Below are 15,510 nucleotides of genomic sequence, written 5' to 3'. Positions count from 1 at the left end.
GGGCCGGAGACCGTCCTCCGCGCTCCTGATCGGTACACGGAGGACGGTCGAGGTCAGTTCAGCCCCAGGCGGGGATGCGCGGGACGGCTCCGTCGAGGTCCGCGCCGTCGGAACGGCCGCTGAGCCAGGCCAGCAGCTGCCCGCTCGTGCCGCGGACCGTGGCGCCCGGAGCGGCCCCCATCGTCCACTCCCCGGTGCCCTCGGCGACCAGGCGCAACGCCGGCAGGTGCGCGGCCCGCGAGGTGATCGCGTGCTGGACGACGTCGCCGGCGAGCGGCCCGAGCAGGCCGAGCACGCGGTCGAGGTCGTAGCCCCGGTCGAGGTCGGCGAGGTGGATGGTGAGCTCGGACAGCCGCATCCGCGCGACGACGGCCCCGGTGACGGGGTCGCCCTGCCGGTTGCGGGCTTCGCGTGCCCAGGCGTCGTCCGGCATGGCGGCGGCGTACTGCTCGAAGCGCCCGGCGGACGCGACGAAGTCGGCGAGCAGGTCGGCGGCCGGGCGCCGGGACCCGGCTTCGATGTCGGCGTCACGGGCTTCGGCGCTGGCGTACATCGGCGTCGCGACCCCGGTGTTCGCCCAGGTCAGCAGGTTCTGCAGCCCATCGGCGTTGCGGGCGAGGTGCGCGAGCACGTGGGCCCGCGACCAGCCGGGCAGCGCGCTGGCGGCGCGCAGTTCGGGCTCCCCGAGCCCGCCGATGACCTTGGCCCATTCGTCGTCGAGCCTGCGCACCCCGTCGAGCAGCGCGTGCGCCTTTTCCGATGCCGTCGTCACGGCCCCGAGTCTAGGACCGGCGCAAGGCCGCCGGGGCGTCCGCGGGCACCGCGGGGTTCTTCGGCGCCACCGGCTCCAGCCGGACGTACGCCGCGTCCTGGGACGGCCGCTGGTCCGCCTCGCCCTTGTTCGGCCAGAACGAGAACGCCCGCTCGGCCTGGGCCGTGATCGTCAGTGACGGGTTCACGCCCAGGTTGGCCGTGATCGCCGCGCCGTCCACCACCGACAGGCCCGGGTAGCCGAACACGCGGTGGTACGGGTCGATGACACCCTCGTCCGCCGTGGCACCGATCGGGACGCCGCCGATGAAGTGGGCCGTCAGCGGGATGTCGAAGATCTCGCCCCACGTGCCGCCCGCGATGCCGCCGATGCGCTCGGCCGTGCGCTCGTTGGCCTCGTGGCCGGCCGGGATGAAGCTCGGGTTCGGCTCGCCGTGGCCCTGCTTCGACGTGTACTTGCGGCGGCCGAACAGCCCGGGCCGCGTGTAGGTCGTGATCGAGTTGTCCAGGCTCTGCATCACCAGCAGGATCACCGTGCGCTCGCTCCAGCGGTAGCCGTTGAGCAGCTTCGCCGCCTGGACCGGGTGCTTGAGCATGAACGTGACCGCCTGCCGCCACCGCGGGACCGGGGAAGCGCCGTCGGTCGCGATCGTCTGCAGCAGGCTCATCGCGTTGCTGCCCTTGCCGTAGCGCACCGGCTCGATGTGGGTGTTCTCGTCCGGGTGGATCGACGACGTGATCGCGACCCCGCGGCTGAAGTTGCGGCTCTCGTCGACCTCGGTGCGGGCCGCGCCGATGATCGCCTCGGAGTTCGTCCGGGTCAGCTCGCCCAGCCGGCGCGACAGCTTGGGCAGCGTGCCGGTGTCCTTCAGCTTGTGCAGCAGGTTCTGCGTGCCCCAGGTGCCCGCGGCGAAGACGACCTTCTCGGCCGTGATCGTCGTCCGGAACTTCTTCGACGTCGTCCCGGTCTTCTTCAGGTCGACTTCGTAGCCGCCGTCGACCGGCCGCACGGACGTCACCGTCGTCAGCGGGATGACCTTCGCGCCGTCCTGCTCGGCCAGGTACAGGTAGTTCTTGACCAGCGTGTTCTTCGCCCCGACGCGGCAGCCGGTCATGCACGAGCCGCACTCGGTGCAGCCGACGCGCTCGGGGCCGGCGCCGCCGAAGTACGGGTCCTTCGCCCGCTCCCCCGGTTTGCCGAAGTACACGCCGACCGGCGTCGGGTGGAACGAATCGGCGACACCCATGTCCTTGGCGACGTCGCGCATCACGACGTCCGACGGCGTGATCGTCGGGTTCGTGACGACGCCCAGCATCCGGCTCGCCTGGTCGTAGTGCGGCGCGAGCTCGGCTTCCCAGTCGGTGATGTGGGACCACTGCCGGTCGCGGTAGAACGGCTTGAGCGGCCGGTACAGCGTGTTCGCGTAGACGAGCGAACCGCCGCCGACACCGGCCCCGGCCAGCACCATGACGTCGTTGAGCATGTGGATGCGCTGGATCCCGTAGCAGCCGACCTGCGGTGCCCACAGGTAGCGCTTGAGGTCCCACGACGTCTTGGCGAACTCGTCGTCGGCGAACCTCCGCCCGGCCTCGACGACGGCTACCCGGTAGCCCTTCTCGGTGAGCCGCAGCGCCGCGACGCTGCCGCCGAACCCCGACCCCACCACGACGACGTCGTAGTCGGGGCCACCCGCACTGGTGGTGGTGTTACTGGCAGTCACACCTTGAGCGTAACCCGGGGTCCAGGTTCTGACCAGAGGTAAGTTACCGGCCAGTCACCCGTTTTGGCGCATCGCCGGAGATGATCGTGGGTAATTATCGAAGTGCTCGATGTCCACGTCGGCGAGACCCGTCGACGGGACACGATTTCCGGGAGGGACCACGATGATCCCCCAGCAGCTCACCGGTTGGCGCAAGTCGAGCCACAGCCACTTCGAGGAGAACGCCTGCGTGGAGGTCGGCGCCGGGCCCGGCGTCGTCGGGGTGCGGGACACCAAACAGCCGGTGCCCCGCCCGGTGCTCGTCTACTCCGCGACCGCGTTCGCCGCGTTCCTCGACCACCTCACCGCCGGACGGTGAGGCCCACCCGCTGGAACTCCTTGAGGTCCGAGTAGCCCGTCTTCGCCATCGCCCGGCGAAGCGCCCCGAAGAGGTTCACCACGCCCTCCGCGTCGGACGACGGCCCGAACAGCAGGGTCTTGAGGTCGACGGCGTAGTCCGGCCCGGCCGCCACGCGCGAGCGCGGCAGCGACGGGTGCGCGGCCGCCGCCGTCCAGTACAGGCCCTGCCCGGGCGCGTCCGACGCGGCGGCCAGCGGTGAGCCGAGCATGACGGCGTCCGCGCCGCACGCGATGGCCTTGGCGATGTCGCCCGACACCGTCATGCCGCCGTCGGCGAGGACGTGCACGTACCGGCCGCCCGTCTCGTCGAGGTAGTCGCGGCGGGCGGCCGCGGCGTCGATGATCGCCGTGGCCATCGGGACACCGATGCCGAGCACGCGGTCGGTGCTCGTCACGCCCGGCGTGTAGCCGTGGCCGACGATGACGCCGGCGGCGCCGGTGCGCATGAGGTGCATCGCCGTGCGGTAGTCGCTGACGCCGCCGGCGATCACCGGGACGTCGAGGCGGCCGATGAACTCCTTGAGGTTCAGCGGCTCGGCGTCGCGCTGGACGTGCTCGGCGGAGATGATCGTGCCCTGCACGACCAGGATCTCGACGCCGGCCGCGATCAGGTCCGGGGTCAGCTCGGCGGCGTGCTGCGGGCTCACGCGCGCGGCGACCGTGACGCCGGACTCGCGGACGGTCTTGATGGCTTCGGTCAGCAGGTCGAGCCGGATCGGCGCGCTGTGCAGCTCCTGCAGCACGCGGCCGACCGCGGTCGGGTCCTCGAGGTCTTCGGCCGCGCGGACCAGCTGGAAGATGGCGTCCTCGACGTTGGCGTGCCGCGCCCACAGTCCCTCGGCGTTGAGCACGCCCAGGCCACCCAGCTCGCCGACGGCGACCGCGGTGCCGGGCGAGACGATCGCGTCCGTCGGGTGCGTGACGAGCGGCAGGTCGAAGCGGTAGGCGTCGATCTGCCACGAGGTGGACACCACCGAAGACGACCGGGTCCGCCGCGACGGCACGATCTCGACGTCGTCGAGGTCATACGCCCGCCGCGCGGTGCGGCCCATCCCGATCTCGACCAGGTCCCGCACGTGAAGCCTCCTCCGACGACGACAATCTGCCGTGCCCCATTGTCGCTAGTCCGCGTGGGTGACCCGCGCACGGGGGTTGGAACAGCAGCGGCACCGGCACGGCGCCGGCGGCGGTGCGCAGGACCAGGCGGTGGTCGGTGGTCCCGGTTTCCGACCGGTAGGTGTCCCGCGCCTCGGCGCTCCCGGGCACGTCACACCCGCACGAAGACGGCGACCGGCGCCAGCAGCGCGCCCAGGGCCAGGGCCAGCCAGGTCGCCACCGGCGGGTAGACGTGCAGGCGGACCGCGCCGAAGTACACCGCGCCCAGCGCGAGCAGGGCCGCGCAGATCAGCAGCACCGGCCGCACCACGCCGGGCCGCAGGTCGATCACGGCACCGCCCGCCAGCAGGTAGGCGATGCTGCCGTCCGCCGTCGAGACGTCGAGCGCGACCGGCTGCCCGGCGGGCAGGTCGAGGCCGGGGCCGACGGCGGTGATCCGGTAGAGCCGGTTCCCGGCGTCGACCGCGATGGTGTGGCTGACGGCGTCCTCGTCACCGCCGACCGGGAGCGCCCCCTGCTCGTGGGACACGACGTGTCCTTCGGCGCGGTAGGTGGGTGCGTCCCGGCCGGCCAGCACCTGGCACATGAGGCAGACGACACCGCCGAGGAACAGCGACACGAGCGCGACGGCCGTGAAGAAGACCTTGCGCAGCACTTGCGTGAAGCGGCCGACCGTCATGCCCTTCAGTGCACACCACGACGGGTACGCAAGGCGATAGACCGATTACCGTAAGCACGCTAGGTCACGGTGACTCAGCGGGAAACCCGCACTACGAAGGCGTTCGCAGTGCGGGTTGCGCGCTTTCGGTAGCCCGACGGACTAGCGGGTGGTGTAGTTCGGGGCTTCGACGGTCATCGTGATGTCGTGCGGGTGGCTCTCCTTGAGCCCCGCCGCCGTGATCCGCACGAGCTGGGCCTCCTGCAGCTCGGGGATGGTCTGCGCCCCGGTGAAGCCCATGCCCGAGCGGAGGCCGCCGACCAGCTGGTGCACGACGTTGGCGAGCGGGCCGCGGAACGGGATCCGCCCCTCGATGCCCTCCGGCACCAGCTTGTCGTCCGACAGCACGTCGTCCTGGGCGTAACGGTCCTTCGAGTACGACTTGGCCTCGCCCCGCGACTGCATCGCGCCCAGCGAGCCCATGCCGCGGTAGGTCTTGAACTGCTTGCCGTTGACCAGGATGAGGTCGCCGGGAGCCTCCGCCGTGCCGGCCAGCAGGCTGCCCAGCATCACCGTGGAGGCGCCGGCCGCGATGGCCTTGGCGATGTCGCCCGAGTACTGGATGCCGCCGTCGCCGATGACCGGGATGCCTGCCGGCCGGCACGCCTGATCCGCCTCGTAGATCGCGGAGATCTGCGGGACGCCGACGCCGGCGACCACGCGGGTGGTGCAGATCGAGCCCGGGCCGACGCCGACCTTGACGCCGTCCGCGCCCGCGTCGACCAGTGCCTGCGCGCCCGCGCGGGTCGCGACGTTGCCGCCGACGATGTCGACCGCCTCGCCGAGCTCCTTCTTCAGCAGCGAGACCGTGTCGACGACCGCGCGGGAGTGCCCGTGCGCGGTGTCGACCATCAGCACGTCGACACCCGCGTCGGCCAGCGCCATCGCGCGCTTGTGGCCATCCGCGCCGACGCCGACCGCGGCACCGACGATGAGGCGGCCGTCCGGGTCCTTCGTCGCGCGGGGGTACTGCTCGGTCTTCACGAAGTCCTTGACCGTGATGAGGCCGCGGAGCTTGCCGGCGCCGTCCACGATCGGCAGCTTCTCGATCTTGTGCCGGCGCAGCAGGCCCAGCGCGGCGTCCGCGGAGACGCCCACCTGGGCGGTGATCAGCGGCGCCTTCGTCATGACCTCGGACACCGGGCGGCTGTGGTCGACCTCGAACCGCATGTCGCGGTTGGTGATGATGCCCACCAGCGCGCCGGACGCGTCGGTCACCGGGACACCGGAGATGCGGAACTTGGCGCACAGGGCGTCGACCTCGGCCAGCGTGGCGTCGGGCGAGCAGGTGACCGGGTCGGTGACCATGCCGGCCTCGGACCGCTTGACCACCTCGACCGCGGCGGCCTGCTCGTCGATCGGCAGGTTGCGCTGGAGCACGCCGATGCCGCCCTGGCGGGCCATGGCGATCGCCATGCGCGCCTCGGTGACCGTGTCCATGGCCGCCGACACCAGCGGGATGCCGAGGGTGATGTTCCGGGTCAGCCGGGCGCTGGTGTCGACGCCGCTGGGCACGACGTCCGATTCCGCCGGCAGCAGCAGCACGTCGTCGAAGGTCAGGCCGAGCATGGCGAACTTGGCCGGAACGGGGGCGGTGATGCCGTCGCTGGTCATAGCGGGTGAAGGGCCTTCCTGGCGCGGGATGAGCGGAGTCGCCGTGTTCGATCAAGATCAACTGGCGACTCGGAGCCTTCCCCTCATGATATCCGGCTCGCGCCCCCGCCCCGGGTGGTGGGCGAGCCGCCGGGGGCGCCCGGTACCGTGCAGGCCGTGGCGCACGATGTCCTGCCTCCAGACCCGTTCGCGGACGACCCGGACGACCCGGCCCGCGCATTCGGAGACCCCGAGGACCGGCTGGACGAGCCGATCAGTGACTCCGAACGCACCGAGCTGCTGGCCGACCTCTCCGATCTGGCCGTCTACCAGGCGCTCCTCGAGCCCCGGGGGGTCCGCGGAATCGTCGTCGACTGCGGCGAATGCGACGAACCCCACTACCACGACTGGCACCTGCTGCGGGCCAGCCTGGAGCAGCTGCTGGCCGACGGGCGGATGCGCCCGCACGAGCCGGCCTACGACCCGAACCCCGGCGACTACGTGAGCTGGGACTACTGCCGGGGCTTCGCCGACGGCGTGACGGCCAACGAAAGCGCCTACTGACCGACTGAAAAAGGCCCCTGGTGAGTTTCCTCACCGGGGGCCTTTCCCGTGTGCTCGATTACTGCCCTTCGCCGCCCTGAGCGCCGACGGACGACTCGCTGCGCCCGGTGTTCGTGCCGGGGTCGTTGCCGCTCGCGGCCGTCGTGGTCGGCGGGATCTCGGTGGTCGGCGGCGGCGGGGTGGTAGTCGGCGGCGGGGGCGTCGGGGTCGGCGTCCCGGTGCCCGGCAGGCTCGTGGTGCCGCTGCCGCTGCCCGGGATCGAAGTCGCCGAACCGGCCGGCGGCACCTGCACCGACGAGACGCCGGGCGGCACCTGCGTCGAGGTGGTCTGCGTCGGGCCCTGCACCGGCGCGTCCGGGTTCTGGAGCTGGGCGGCGAGCTGCCGGTGCTGCTCCATCAGCTGGTCGCGGTTGTCTTCGTCGCTGACCTGCGACAGCGCGGCCTGCGCCGCGTCGAGGGCCTCGCGCGCGGCGTCGAGGTTGCCGCCGGCGATGGCCAGGTTCGCCTTCTCGAGGTCGAGCTTCGCGTTCGCGGCGGCCTCGACCGAGCGGGTGTGGTCGGAGTACAGGACCTTCGCGAGGCCCCAGAGGGTGTCGCCCGGTTGCGCGGAGCGCGCGGCCAGCCCGGTACCGGTGAACGCGATCGCCAGCACGGCGGCGGCGACGGCGACCGGGACGAGCAGCCTGCGGCGGCGTCCGCTCGAGGCGTGCTGCTTCGCGAGACTCGCGGTGGTGACGGTCCGCACTGCGGTGTCGACGTCGACCAGCTCGGCGAGTGGCTCGCTGTCGATGTCTCTTCGCCACGCCACCAGCAACGCGTTGAGCTCCTGGTCGCCGAGACCGTCGGCCAGCGCCGGGTCGGACCCGCCGAGGGCGTCGAGCAGCGCGTCGTCCGCTTGGACGGCCGACAGGTCGGCGGCGAACTCCGCCTCCGATGCCGACAATCCGCTCGCGAAGACGTCGTCCGGCTCGTAACCCTTCTCGTGACCGGTCACTCAGATCACCTCCTCCGCGGCCAGGACCTTTCTCAGCCGCGCGAGGGCGCGGTGCTGGGCGACGCGGACGGCGCCGGGCGTGGAGCCGACCGCGTCCGCGGTCTCCTCCGCCGACAGGCCGACGACCACGCGCAGCACCACGATCTCCCGCTGCTTGTCCGGCAGCACCTGCAACAACTGGGACATCCGCTCGTTCAGCTCACCTTGCAGCGCCCGCTGCTCGGGACCGACGCCGCCCTCGATCTCGTCGGGGATCTCGGCCACCGGTTCGGCTCGGTTGCGCGCCGCCGCGCGGTGCGCGTCGGCCACCTTGTGCTGGGCGATCCCGTAGACGAACGCCAGGAACGGGCGGCCTTGATCGCGGTACGAGGGCAATGCCGTTAGCACCGCGAGACACACCTCCTGCGCAACGTCGTCCGCCGAAGCGAACGATCGCTCCTGCCTGCCAACCCGAGCGCGGCAATACCGCACTACCAGTGGACGGATAGCAGCCAGCAGCCGCTCCACTGCCTGGGGATCTCCCTCGACAGCAGCGGCGACCGGTTCATCCAGTCCATCCCCCACATTGGCCATCGCAGACAACAGTCCCAGTGTTACGTGTAGGTGTGCAAAGAACCCGGCCCGTGGTCGCCTCCACCGCGTACCGGAGACCGCTACCGTACCTGCGGCCCCCGGCGGGGCGGCGCGCGCGGTGCTCCCGGGCGTGCCGCGTCCCCGTGAGGCGCGGAAATACGGATTATCGTGCAGACCCGCGGTCTTCCTCGCCGATTCAACGAGCGAGCGGCGTCACGGGTACGAGATCCGTCGGAGGGACGGTGGCCGGAGCGGGGATCCGCCCCGGGGGCTGCCCGAAGGGGCGCCGGAGTGTGATGGGGACCACACAGGTACGGGCCAGGGCGGTGCGCCCTGGCCCGTCGTCACCTGTAAACCGGCCGTGTCAGGAACGGGGAGAGCGACGGGTCAGCTGACCAGGCCGCGGCGGAAGCCGTGGGCCACGGCCTGCGCGCGGTCGCGCACGCCGAGCTTGCGGAACAGCCGCCGGGCGTGGGTCTTCACCGTGTCCTCGGACAGGTAGAGCTCGCGGCCGATCTGGCCGTTGCTCTTGCCCTGGCTCATCCCGCGGAGCACCTGAAGCTCGCGCTCGGTCAGCTGGACGCCCGGGTCGGACGGCTGACGGGGCGCGGGCACCGAGGTGCTCGCCAGGGTGTGGGCCAGCGCGGCGACCAGCTCCGGCCGGGACGCGTCCCAGCGGAGGTAGCCGCGGGCACCGCCGGCGATCGCGGCGGCGATGCTGCCCGCGTCGTCCGGGGCGCCGAAGACGATGACGTTCGCCTGGGGGTTGGCCGAGACGAGCCGCCGGGTGGCTTCGACACCCGTCGGGACCGCGCGTTGCGTCCCGACCAGCACGACGTCGACGGGCTGACGGGAGTACCGGGCCAGCAGCTCGTCACCGTGCGCTACGCAGTCGATGCGACTGACCCCAGGGACCGCGGACATCACTCGGGTGAGCCCTTCACGGACACTGCGTCGGTCGTCGCAGATCAAGACCGTCGTCACGGGGTTTCCTTCCTGCAGCCGGGTGACATTCCACTTCCCCTATCGGACGCTTTAGCCCGAACCTTGACACGATCCGGTGGCTTTTTTTGAAGTTTCTTAGCCCGGATGCCGGAACAGCCCATTCCGACGGCTCAACCACCCGGGGCGGGCACCCATGGCGATTCCCCCGCGATCCTCCTCCCGCAAGGATCTGCGCTTCGTAACACTGCGTGCAACACCTCTGCCACTCTGAATCGATACTCCTCGGCGTGTCCTGGGCGCAGATCGGCCATGACGAGCGCCGCCGGCCACAAAAGTGAAAGCAGTTCGCATTCCTCGGCGGTCGCCATTGCATTTCCGACAAGACCGTCCGAAATCTTCCGGTGATCGGGGCCTCCGGCGGCCCCCACCGCGACGGCCAGCACAATCCCGGATTTCACCGCGTGCCGCCGCGCACCCCGCGCGACGGCGGTTTCGAAAGCCCGCTCGGCGGGCGCCACGGCGGCGGCGCCCTGACCTGCGGCGAGTTCGATCTCCGCGCCGACCCAGCCCCCGCGGACGCAGGCCCGCCACCCGGCGTGCTGGGCCGCGGCGTTCTCGGCGAGCCTTCGCGCGGCGGTGAGCCGGCCCAGGGCGAGGTTGTCGGCGGCCAGGCCGAGCAGGGCGTCGGCCCGGGCACCGGCGGCGTCGAGGCCGTCGGGATCCTGGCCGGTTTCGAGGCCGGCGGCTTTGGCGAGGGCTTCGCCGTCGAGCGCGCGGGCCTGGCGGTGGCCGCCCAGCTGCCGCCGGTGGGCGGCGAGGGTGCTGGCGGCGAGGGAGGCCGTCACCGGGTCGCTTTCGCGCCGGAGGGCACCGAGGAGGGCGGCGGCGGCCGCGTACCGGCCCTGGGCGCCGAGCACGATGGCGGAGAGCAGCCGTTCCCGCGGCGTGCCGGAGCCGCGCGTGACCGCGGGATCGGGCAGCGGATCGCTCCCGAACGCGGCGGCCCTCAGGGCGGGTTCGTGCACGGGTCCTTTCTAGCGGGTCCCACCGACAAAAACATGATCGAAGTGGCCGGAGTCGCGCGCGCCGCCCGGACGACCACGCCCCACCCATCCCTGGGGGCTGACCCCGGTCCAGGCTATCGGCCGATCCCGACAGAACCAGCAGACCGCAGCCCGACAGCCCGGCGTTGTCCACATCGGGGCCAGGCTGTGGACAACTTCGCCCGCGAGCCGGGAGCGCCACTTGGCCAGGGCCATCGACGGGGCCGGCCATCCGCGGGTGACGGACCGGTCCGGCAGCACGCCCAGCTACGGCCGCGCGCCGACCAGCACGTGCTCGATACGGTCGGCCGCGCCCGGCAGGTCCGTCAGCAGCTCCACCTTGTCCGGCAGCCCCGCCGGGTCCCAGCCCGGCCCGCACGCGAACAACCGGCTCCGCTGCCGCCCCCGCGAGACCCGCGCGAACAACCGCGTGTCCGCGACCCCGCGCCGGTGCGCCCACAGCACCACCGCCGCCGGCGCGCTCCGCCGCACCGCCACCGCCAGCACCTCCGCCGGCAGCGGGACCCCGAACAGCTGCGCCCCGATGCGGCGGCCGGCCAGCGAGGCCGCCAGCGCGTACATCGGCATCGTGTCCCGCTCCTCCGGGACGCAGCCCAGCAGCACCGGGCGCGTGTTGCGCGGCTCGTCGAGCACCGGCGTCGCACGCACCAGCGCCGCGAACACGCACTCGGCCAGCAGGTACTCGACCTCCGCTCCCGCGCTCGCGCCGCGCCAGCGCGCCCCGAGCGCCGACAGGACCGGCTCGATCACGCCCGTCCACGCCGGCAGCACCCCCAGCTCGGCGATCGTGTCCGCGAGCATGCGCTGGACGGCGCCGACGTCCATGGCCAGCGCCGCCGTGCTCAGCCGGCGGGCGAGGCGGGAGCGGACCTCGAGGCCGTCATCGGCCGCCGAGGCGTCCGTAGGCGCCGACGGCTCCGATGGCTGCGGCGGCCCCGAGCGCGGCATCTGCTCCAGCGCGTAGCGGGCCGCCTCGGCCGTCGACGCGCCGCTCAGCAACGCGCGCTGCATCAGTTCGAGGCGGCCGATGTCGGAGGTGCCGTAGCGGCGGTGGCGGCCGTCGGTGTGCCTGCTCGGGCCGAGCCCGTAGCGGCGGTCCCAGGTTCGGAGGGTGGACGGCGCGACCCCGAGCCGGCGGGCGACCGAGGCCACCGGCAGGGTGGGTTCTTCGGTGCCCGACCCAGCTCCCACGAGCCTCAATATCCAGGCAGACCGCGGGGTCGGCAACCGGAGGCGAAATCCCTGCTCACACATCCGGGGGATGCCTAACGGCTGAATCGGGCCGGATCGCTTGAACAACTATTGGCGCGCTTCTAACGTTACCGCCGTTGCACCGAATGGAGTATCGGCACCACAGCAGAGCAGCTAGCGGCATCGACCGATTGACGGAGGCGGTCAGGATGGCAGACACGCGCAGGCTCCCAGGACCCAACGCCGACATGTGGGACTGGCAGCTCGAAGGGTCGTGCCGGGGGATGGACAGCGCGTCCTTCTTTCACCCGGACGGCGAGCGCGGCCCGGCGCGGGCACGGCGGGAGGCCAGGGCGAAGGCGGTCTGCCTGAGCTGTCCCGTCCTCGAGATGTGCCGCAGCCACGCGCTGGCGGTGCACGAGCCCTACGGCATCTGGGGCGGGCTCTCGGAATCGGAACGCGAGCACCTCATCAAGTCCGACAAACGCGCGCTCAGCATGTCCGGCGGCTGAGCGCCCCACCGACATCGAAGGGCGGCACCGGGTGGGGTGCCGCCCTTCGTGCTCTTCCGGGCACGAAGAAGGGGCGGCACGGGTGTGCCGCCCCTTCTCGGTGTCCTGCGTCAGTGCGAGTGGCCGTGGCCCGCCGCAGCGGGCTCTTCCTCGGCCGGCTTCTCGACGACCGACGACTCCGTCGTCAGCACGAGCCGCGCGATCGAGGCGGCGTTCGCCACCGCGGACCGGGTCACCTTGACCGGGTCGACGATGCCGGCGGCCAGCAGGTCGGTGAGCTCGCCGGTGGCGGCGTTGAAGCCCTGCCCCCAGCCCTGCTCCTGCACCTTGTTGACGATGACCGCGCCCTCGTGGCCCGCGTTGGTCGCGATCCAGAACAGCGGGGCCGTCAGCGCGTCCTTGACGATGCGCACGCCGGTGGCCTCGTCGCCCTCCAGGCCCAGGCCGCCCTCGAGCTCCTTGACCGCGTGGACCAGCGCCGAACCGCCGCCGGGCAGGATGCCCTCCTCGACGGCCGCCTTGGTCGAAGCCACGGCGTCCTCGATGCGGTGCTTGCGCTCGTTCAGCTCGGTCTCGGTGGCCGCGCCGACCTTGATGACCGCGACGCCGCCGCCGAGCTTCGCGAGCCGCTCCTGCAGCTTCTCGCGGTCCCAGTCGGAGTCGGTCGTCTCGATCTCCTTGCGGATCTGCGCGACCCGCCCGGCGATGGCGTCCTTGGAGCCGTCACCGTCGACGATCGTGGTGTCGTCCTTGGTGACGACGATCCGGCGGGCCTTGCCCAGCGCGCCGAGGTCGACGTCGGACAGCTTGCGGCCGATCTCCGCGGAGATGACCTCGCCGCCGGTGACGACCGCGAGGTCGTCCAGGAACGCCTTGCGGCGGTCGCCGAAGAACGGCGCCTTGACCGCGACGGCGGTGATCGTCTTGCGCAGCGAGTTCACCACGAGGGTGGACAGCGCTTCGCCGTCGACGTCCTCGGCGATGATCAGCAGCGGCTTCTTGGCCTCGACGACCTTCTCCAGCACCGGGAGCAGGTCGGCCAGCGCCGAGATCTTCTCGCGGTGCAGCAGGACGTAGGCGTCCTCGAGGATCGCCTTCTGCTCCTCCGGGTTGGTCGCGAAGTGCGCCGAGAGGAAGCCCTTGTCGAACTGGACGCCCTCGGTGATCACCAGCTCGGTCGCCAGGGTCGACGACTCCTCGATGGTGATGACGCCGTCCTCGCCGACCTTCTCGACGGCTTCGCCGAGCAGGGCGCCGATGTTGGCGTCACGGGAGGTCACGGTGCCGACCTGGGCGATGTTCTCGCGGCCCTTGACCGGGGTGGCCTTGGCCTTGAGGACCTCGATGACCTTCTCCGCGGCGGCCTCGATGCCACGGCCGATCGAGGTCGGGTTGGCGCCGGCCGCGACGTTGCGCAGGCCGACCTTCACCAGCGACTGCGCGAGCACGGTCGCGGTGGTGGTGCCGTCCCCGGCGACGTCGTTGGTCTTGGTGGCGACGCTCTTGGCGAGCTGCGCGCCGAGGTTCTCGAACGGGTCGTCGAGGTCGACCTCACGGGCGACGGTCACGCCGTCGAGGGTGATGGTCGGGCCGCCGAACTTCTTGTCGAGCACGACGTGGCGACCACGCGGGCCGAGGGTGACCTTGACGGCGTCGGCGAGCTTGTTCACCCCGCGCTCCAGCGCGCGACGAGCGTCCTCGTCGAAACTGATCTGCTTGGGCATAGCGTGTTCCGCTTACCTTTCTCTGAACGCAAGAACGCCCCGCTCCCCGGTGTTGCGGGGCCCGGGGCGTCATGCGCTGCGAGCGGACGTCAGTTGATGACGGCCAGCACGTCGCGGGCGGACAGGATGAGGTAGTCCTCACCGTTGTACTTGACCTCGGTGCCGCCGTACTTCGAGTAGATGACGACGTCGCCGACGCTCACGTCCAGCGGGACGCGGTTGCCCTTGTCGTCGATCCGGCCCGGGCCCACGGCCAGAACCTTGCCCTCCTGGGGCTTCTCCTTGGCGGTGTCGGGGATGACGAGGCCGGAAGCGGTCGTCTCCTCGGCCTCGCTCGTCTGGACAACGATCTTGTCCTCGAGCGGCTTGATGTTCACGCTCACCGGGTTGACCTCCACGGTCGTCGAAAGCGTTGGCAGGATGTGGTTACGGCTCTACCACCCCCGCCGTCGCGGGTGCCGGGGCTGTCGGGCCGTGCGATTAGCACTCTAGCCACGTGAGTGCCAGTCGTGCAAGGAGGGTGGTCACGGGCGTGGAGAATGCACCCGGAAGCGCTCTGACCGGCGGCTTCACGGCGGATGCCGTAACGCCCGCTCCCCCTGCGACGTCTTCGACGGCAGACCGGGCCGCTGGGCCCGGTCTGCCCTCCCGTGAGGAGCCGGAGATGACAGACCCGAATGCGGCCGCCGGGGCGGCCCAGCAGTCCGACCGCCAGACCCAGCAAGACCAGACTGGGGACGGGACCCGCAACCAAGGGGACAAGAACAGCAACTCGCCTTCGACCAAGCAAGGGCCGACCGACTGACCCGGCGGAGTGTTTCCGCAAACGCTCGGCGCGGTCATCGCCTTCCTCGGTCTAGTCGCGCCGGGCCTGACCTTCGAGCTGAGCCGGGAGCGCAAACGCGCACCGCGCCAGGAGTCGGCCTTCCGGGAGGCCGCGCGAGTCGGGTTGGCGAGCTTCGGCCTGACCGCCGTCTCATGCGTCGCGATCTATCTCGGCTGGCGGACCGCACCGTCGGCTGCGATCGACTTCCCCGCGTGGCTCCAGAGCGGTAATCCGTTCTTCCAGCGACACCTGTTGCTGATACTCGCCACCGGCTTGGCAGAAGTCGCACTCGCCTGCGCCCTCGGTGTCCTGGTCGCGCTGGCCATGGCGGTGTTCGGCAGGAACAGATCTTCGATCACACACCTGACCGGGTGGCAGGAAGCCTTTCGCCAAGACCTCCCCAGGAAGACCAACGCGTGGCTCCACGTCCAGCTCAAGGACAAGCAAGCGTTCCTCGGCTACCTCGAGTGGTACACGGTAGGCGAGAAACCCGAGGACCGGGAACTCGTGCTCGAAGGCAGGGCCTTGACCCAGGCGACTCTGGACGACCGGGGCTCGTTGACGAACGTCCGGCGGATCGGCGACAACTGGGAGAAGGTCGTCATCGCCGCGACGGAGATCTCCTACATCCGGGTCGTCTACAACGACCCGCAGGGCAACCGGCGCGAGTCGGCGAGACGCCGCCGAGAGGTGGTGCCCGCGGACGAGCCGCAACAAGAGACGCTCCCTCTGGCGATCGGCGAACCCGCCGACGGAGAGCTCTTACCCCCAGCCTGAGTTTCTGGTTAGGTTCTCACCG

17 protein-coding genes are annotated in these 15,510 nt (G+C 71.3%); 5 read left to right on the top strand and 12 right to left on the bottom strand.

Features of this window, described 5'->3' with window-relative positions; translation table 11 throughout:
* Positions 1-58 precede the first annotated feature (58 nt).
* Both ACWEVP_RS11160 and ACWEVP_RS11155 read right to left on the bottom strand, forming a co-directional pair.
* Complete coding sequence (locus tag ACWEVP_RS11160; protein ID WP_452062394.1) at positions 59-772, bottom strand: maleylpyruvate isomerase N-terminal domain-containing protein; 714 nt, start codon at positions 770-772, stop codon at positions 59-61.
* A 10-nt stretch (positions 773-782) separates the two neighbouring features.
* Positions 783-2,492 (bottom strand): FAD-dependent oxidoreductase, encoded by a 1,710-nt coding sequence (locus ACWEVP_RS11155; RefSeq protein WP_452062393.1) that lies wholly within the window; start codon positions 2,490-2,492, stop codon positions 783-785.
* A 163-nt stretch (positions 2,493-2,655) separates the two neighbouring features.
* Here ACWEVP_RS11155 and ACWEVP_RS11150 point away from each other — a divergent pair, with 163 nt between their 5' ends.
* Positions 2,656-2,850, top strand: a complete 195-nt coding sequence (locus ACWEVP_RS11150) for a DUF397 domain-containing protein (RefSeq protein ID WP_452062392.1) — start codon at positions 2,656-2,658, stop codon at positions 2,848-2,850.
* Here ACWEVP_RS11150 and ACWEVP_RS11145 read toward each other — a convergent pair.
* The 3 genes from ACWEVP_RS11145 to guaB form a co-directional block, all read right to left on the bottom strand.
* Positions 2,834-3,967, bottom strand: a complete 1,134-nt coding sequence (locus ACWEVP_RS11145) for a GuaB3 family IMP dehydrogenase-related protein (protein WP_191315648.1) — start codon at positions 3,965-3,967, stop codon at positions 2,834-2,836. The two genes, ACWEVP_RS11150 and ACWEVP_RS11145, sit on opposite strands and share 17 nt — an antisense overlap.
* A gap of 191 nt (positions 3,968-4,158) precedes the next feature.
* Positions 4,159-4,686 carry a hypothetical protein gene (locus ACWEVP_RS11140; protein ID WP_452062391.1) on the bottom strand — a complete coding sequence of 176 codons (528 nt, stop codon included), beginning with the start codon at positions 4,684-4,686 and terminating at the stop codon, positions 4,159-4,161.
* A 141-nt stretch (positions 4,687-4,827) separates the two neighbouring features.
* Entirely contained in the window at positions 4,828-6,339 is a 1,512-nt protein-coding gene (gene guaB / locus ACWEVP_RS11135; RefSeq protein WP_452062390.1) for an IMP dehydrogenase, read from the bottom strand.
* 147 nt (positions 6,340-6,486) lie between these two features.
* Between guaB and ACWEVP_RS11130 the strand changes: the two genes are divergently transcribed.
* Positions 6,487-6,882, top strand: coding sequence for a DUF5319 domain-containing protein (locus ACWEVP_RS11130; RefSeq protein WP_003073549.1), 396 nt, complete (start codon positions 6,487-6,489; stop codon positions 6,880-6,882).
* A gap of 58 nt (positions 6,883-6,940) precedes the next feature.
* On the opposite strand, the gene ACWEVP_RS11125 is transcribed toward ACWEVP_RS11130, so the two are convergent.
* The 5 genes from ACWEVP_RS11125 to ACWEVP_RS11105 form a co-directional block, all read right to left on the bottom strand.
* Positions 6,941-7,876, bottom strand: coding sequence for an anti-sigma-D factor RsdA (locus ACWEVP_RS11125; protein WP_452062389.1), 936 nt, complete (start codon positions 7,874-7,876; stop codon positions 6,941-6,943).
* Positions 7,877-8,449 (bottom strand): sigma-70 family RNA polymerase sigma factor, encoded by a 573-nt coding sequence (locus ACWEVP_RS11120; protein WP_072474704.1) that lies wholly within the window; start codon positions 8,447-8,449, stop codon positions 7,877-7,879.
* Positions 8,450-8,836: 387 nt separating this feature from the next.
* Positions 8,837-9,433 (bottom strand): response regulator transcription factor, encoded by a 597-nt coding sequence (locus ACWEVP_RS11115; RefSeq protein ID WP_003073605.1) that lies wholly within the window; start codon positions 9,431-9,433, stop codon positions 8,837-8,839.
* 131 nt (positions 9,434-9,564) lie between these two features.
* On the bottom strand, positions 9,565-10,419 hold the full coding sequence (locus tag ACWEVP_RS11110) for a hypothetical protein (RefSeq protein ID WP_452062388.1): 855 nt from the start codon (positions 10,417-10,419) through the stop codon (positions 9,565-9,567).
* A 285-nt stretch (positions 10,420-10,704) separates the two neighbouring features.
* On the bottom strand, positions 10,705-11,610 hold the full coding sequence (locus tag ACWEVP_RS11105) for a MerR family transcriptional regulator (RefSeq protein WP_452062481.1): 906 nt from the start codon (positions 11,608-11,610) through the stop codon (positions 10,705-10,707).
* 248 nt (positions 11,611-11,858) lie between these two features.
* On the opposite strand from ACWEVP_RS11105, the gene ACWEVP_RS11100 reads away from it, so the two are divergent.
* Complete coding sequence (locus ACWEVP_RS11100; protein WP_043792619.1) at positions 11,859-12,161, top strand: WhiB family transcriptional regulator; 303 nt, start codon at positions 11,859-11,861, stop codon at positions 12,159-12,161.
* A 110-nt stretch (positions 12,162-12,271) separates the two neighbouring features.
* On the opposite strand, the gene groL is transcribed toward ACWEVP_RS11100, so the two are convergent.
* Together groL and groES are read right to left on the bottom strand one after the other, a co-directional pair.
* Positions 12,272-13,885 carry a chaperonin GroEL gene (gene groL, locus ACWEVP_RS11095; protein ID WP_452062387.1) on the bottom strand — a complete coding sequence of 538 codons (1,614 nt, stop codon included), beginning with the start codon at positions 13,883-13,885 and terminating at the stop codon, positions 12,272-12,274.
* Between the two features lie 89 nt (positions 13,886-13,974).
* A complete protein-coding gene (gene groES, locus ACWEVP_RS11090) occupies positions 13,975-14,268 on the bottom strand; it encodes a co-chaperone GroES (protein ID WP_007031106.1) in 294 nt (97 codons plus the stop codon).
* 281 nt (positions 14,269-14,549) lie between these two features.
* Between groES and ACWEVP_RS11085 the strand changes: the two genes are divergently transcribed.
* A complete protein-coding gene (locus tag ACWEVP_RS11085) occupies positions 14,550-14,690 on the top strand; it encodes a hypothetical protein (RefSeq protein WP_452062386.1) in 141 nt (46 codons plus the stop codon).
* A 9-nt stretch (positions 14,691-14,699) separates the two neighbouring features.
* Complete coding sequence (locus ACWEVP_RS11080; RefSeq protein ID WP_452062385.1) at positions 14,700-15,488, top strand: DUF6338 family protein; 789 nt, start codon at positions 14,700-14,702, stop codon at positions 15,486-15,488.
* Positions 15,489-15,510: the final 22 nt, after the last annotated feature.

It is taken from the genome of Amycolatopsis sp. NPDC003865, from assembly GCF_053605345.1.
Note: the sequence above shows the minus strand (reverse complement) of the source record. Positions and strands in the feature narration are given on the sequence as shown.

Excerpts from the sequence above, each read along its gene's own strand:
- ACWEVP_RS11120 (WP_072474704.1), bottom strand. The coding sequence starts at position 8,449 with ATGGCCAATGTGGGGGATGGACTGGATGAACCGGTCGCCGCTGCTGTC.
- ACWEVP_RS11100 (WP_043792619.1), top strand. The coding sequence starts at position 11,859 with ATGGCAGACACGCGCAGGCTCCCAGGACCCAACGCCGACATGTGGGAC.
- ACWEVP_RS11085 (WP_452062386.1), top strand. The coding sequence starts at position 14,550 with ATGACAGACCCGAATGCGGCCGCCGGGGCGGCCCAGCAGTCCGACCGC.
- ACWEVP_RS11140 (WP_452062391.1), bottom strand. The coding sequence starts at position 4,686 with ATGACGGTCGGCCGCTTCACGCAAGTGCTGCGCAAGGTCTTCTTCACG.
- ACWEVP_RS11150 (WP_452062392.1), top strand. The coding sequence starts at position 2,656 with ATGATCCCCCAGCAGCTCACCGGTTGGCGCAAGTCGAGCCACAGCCAC.
- guaB (WP_452062390.1), bottom strand. The coding sequence starts at position 6,339 with ATGACCAGCGACGGCATCACCGCCCCCGTTCCGGCCAAGTTCGCCATG.
- groL (WP_452062387.1), bottom strand. The coding sequence starts at position 13,885 with ATGCCCAAGCAGATCAGTTTCGACGAGGACGCTCGTCGCGCGCTGGAG.